This window comes from Pseudomonas sp. HY13-MNA-CIBAN-0226 (genome assembly GCF_040310305.1).
Taxonomy (GTDB): domain Bacteria; phylum Pseudomonadota; class Gammaproteobacteria; order Pseudomonadales; family Pseudomonadaceae; genus Aquipseudomonas; species Aquipseudomonas gregormendelii.
Map to the genome: position 1 here is coordinate 1 of NZ_JBEOPS010000226.1, position 275 is coordinate 275.

The 275-nt window shown below is 44.7% G+C and carries 1 protein-coding gene; it reads left to right on the top strand.

What is annotated here, in order from left to right; genetic code table 11:
• Positions 1–275: P-type ATPase actuator domain-containing protein (locus tag AAEZ05_RS28520; protein ID WP_502947806.1), on the top strand; the 275-nt coding region annotated here is incomplete at both ends.

A 275-nucleotide genomic window follows, 5' to 3' on the forward strand; every position in this document is an offset into this window, starting at 1 on the left:
GCCCTGCTGTGTATTTTGAAGCAGGCGTCATGGTCATTGCTTTTGTGCGAACGGGTAAATATCTAGAAGAGCGCACTAAAAAGCACAGCCTTAACAGTATCGATTTATTGTTGTCCTTAACGCCTGATGAAGTTGAACAGCAACAGCCAAATGGTGATTTTCATAATGTGGCTCTTAAAGATGTGCAAATTGATGATATTTTGCGTGCCAAACAAGGCAGCCGTGTTGCAACGGATGGGGTCGTTATCGATGGTAGCGGTTGGTGTGTGGAGAGT